The organism is Limnohabitans simekii (SeqCode) (assembly GCF_965234735.1).
Lineage (GTDB): Bacteria > Pseudomonadota > Gammaproteobacteria > Burkholderiales > Burkholderiaceae_C > Limnohabitans > Limnohabitans simekii.
The window spans coordinates 1-2,819 of record NZ_OZ248548.1 but is presented as its reverse complement, the minus strand read 5'-3'; the positions used below and the strand labels follow the sequence as shown (position 1 = coordinate 2,819).

Annotated in this window: 2 protein-coding genes and 1 pseudogene; all 3 read right to left on the bottom strand. The window is 49.4% G+C overall.

The window, feature by feature from the left end; genetic code table 11:
* Nucleotides 1-373, bottom strand: a 373-nt coding sequence (locus tag AC8GFP_RS13515) for a DUF6272 family protein (protein ID WP_506614064.1), incomplete at its 3' end; no start/stop codon positions are given.
* A 51-nt stretch (nucleotides 374-424) separates the two neighbouring features.
* Nucleotides 425-2,593, bottom strand: coding sequence for a SpoIIE family protein phosphatase (locus AC8GFP_RS13510; protein WP_506614062.1), 2,169 nt, complete (start codon nucleotides 2,591-2,593; stop codon nucleotides 425-427).
* 105 nt (nucleotides 2,594-2,698) lie between these two features.
* A pseudogene (locus tag AC8GFP_RS13505) lies at nucleotides 2,699-2,819 on the bottom strand (IS30 family transposase); the annotation flags it as partial.

The window sequence follows — 2,819 nt, the reverse complement described above, 5'->3', positions numbered from 1 at the left end:
CGCGGTAGAGCTGACGGATGGTTTCCTTGTCCGCTCCTTCAATTTGCGCCAGTCTGTCTTTCAAGCCTTGGGTCTTGTCTTTTTCAATCCGGTTACCGCACATGATGGTGATCTCTTTCTCATGCTCGGTGATCAAAATCATGCCCATGTTTTCTGCATGTTCTTTGCCGTGCCAAATCAGGTTTTGCACACCCTCCATGAAGACGGCAAAGATCAATTTGGAGCGTTTGACCTCGTCATTGGCCACCAGTCGCTCTTTGAGCAAATCGGCCAACGTGACCATCAGGTCGTCTGTCACCGTGCCGTTGTAGGCCATGATGACGTTGTTGTGGCGCAGGCTGTTGCGCAACAAAATGGCTTGAGATAAATCCATATTCACAATTCCTTTTCAATCAACAGGGTGCAAGTTTGTTTTTTTTCGTCACTACAGCGAAAACACCACCGCGGTGACATCGTCACGCCGTGTGTGTGTTCCTTGCCAGCGAACAAAGTCTTGGCGCAGCGCATCAATGACTTGCTGCGCCTGCCCACCCGCATGGGCAGACAACACTTGCTCCAAACGCCGATACCCATAAGACACTTTAGGTTTGCCAGCCGCACCGCCCACTTGATCTGTCAATCCATCCGTGACGATGACAAACAGATCGCCTTTTTCATAGGGCAAGACCTTGACCTCGGGTATCTGTGTCGAAGGCACGCGGTCTTTGTAGCCCAAGCTGACGCGTTGTGCCATGTGGCGAGTGACCACACCAGCAGTGTTCACATGGAACAAGTCGATCTTTGCGCCAGCATATTCCACGCGTTGCAAGCGCCGGTCAATACGCAATACCGTCGCGTCACAACCGTCGTCGCTTTCACTGTCAGGACGGTCTTGGTTCAAGCCGGTGCGCACATAGTGGTCCAACGAGGCCAAGGCAGACACAGGATTTTCCATGGTGTCATTGGCGTAAATACGTTCTAGCGAATTACTCACCAGCAAGGACAACATCGCACCAGGGACGCCATGGCCCGTGCAATCGGCCACTGCCAACACAAACGGCCCGTCATGCTGCGAGGATGAAATCCAATACAAATCGCCGCCGATGGTGTCGCGTGGTTCCCACATCGTGGCGAACGATTCAAAACGTCCATCCAGACGAATTTGGCGCGGCAACTGCCCGCGCTGCAAACGGCTGGCGTAATTCACCGAACCCACCACCAATTGATGCGCTTCATCCAGTTCTTGGTGCTGCGCCTCGAGTTCTTTGGTGCGTGCCGCCACGGTTTCTTCCAACACCTTGTTTTGCCCCTCCACCAGCACTTTTTGCGCGTCAAGCGATTTCGCCAATTCTTTTTGAATCCACACATTGCGGCTGATGACGGCCAAGGCCATGATCAGGGCTTCGCCGCACAGCCCCATTGATTGAGAAACATTGGTGTTTTGAAGCAGGTAACTGAAACCAGACTCCGGAAGGTAGCTGAATACGGAAGGAAAACCCATCAAGCCAGAGACAAAAATCAATCTAAATAAGAAATAGGGTATGGATGCAATCAGCCAAAACATCGCAACGCTCATGCCTTGTTGGTATCTTTCGATGGCTGCCTTGTAAAGCAATAGAAATACAACCAACGGTAAAAAGGCATTGACACCAAAAAATATTTGCGGCGAAAGATTGTGAACAAGCCCAAGGTTGGCCCACATATGGAGCAAAAAATACCCGATCAAGATATAGATCGCCATTTGAGTTTTGGGATAGAACTTGGCAATTTGCAGGTAAGCACTTGCAAAAATAAAGTAAAAAATGATTTGCCCGTAGGACCCAACGTAGGAATAGAACCCCGCCATCGAACTTACGCCAAAATATTGGTCATCTGTATTGATTAAGAATTCAGTAAGGTGTGATCCGTCGTGCGTTGGGAGTGAAGCGATTTGCAACAGCGCAAACGAAATCCAGATGCCGTAAAAAAGTCCAGCTCGGTCTTTGTTCACAAAATACGAGTACCAGCCAAATATGGCCAATGCGAAGAGGATGCCAAACAAACCACCCTCAACATAAAGACCAAAACGCCTGGTCTCTAAATAGCGTTCGTTGTCCACCACTTGCAAAACCAATGATCTGGGTGGCAGCGACGAAAGCGCAACGGCTTTGGTCAGCAGGGTCAGCGTTTCACCACTGCGCAGCGTAAATAAGGCCTCTCGGCTTGGTTGCGCGGCTGAGGACGGCTTAGCTGGATCAATGTCACTTAGAGGTGCGTACTTCCCTCTGTAAAAACCAGACGATTTCAAGGCCTGAGGTGGCTCATCGGGCCTGATGACGTGTGTCCAAATGACTTTCCACGATCCTTCAAATCTGAAGTTGCGGTCTGTCGGCAAAGCACTGCTGATTTTTTGCAAGATCCAATAGTGTTTGAGGGCATCGATACCGCCCATTTCTGAGGCTGGTTTGAATTGTTCTTGACGCTGGAGAACATCCTCCAATGTGAATGAGCCGTCCGGGTCTTCAAGTACCAGCGTGCTTTCTACAGGGCTGAAAACAATCGGCGTTGAGGTGCTTACCTCATAAGGGGGGAGATTTTCCCAGCTGGCAGCTCCCGCATGTCCCATGGCCAACATGCATAGAACTGCGCAAAAAAACCTTGAAAAGTTCATGGTTGGTGTTCTTTAAGGTGCTGTTTTTTCTGTTTTGAATTTGCCAGAATTATTAAAAACAAGGCGGATTCAAGTTCGAAGCGCAACGCGCTTGAGCGATTGATGAAACACCTCTGAGGGTGTTTTGAATCCCAATCTTTTTCTTGGTCTGTTATTCAATCTGTTTTGAATCATTCTAATTTCCTCATCG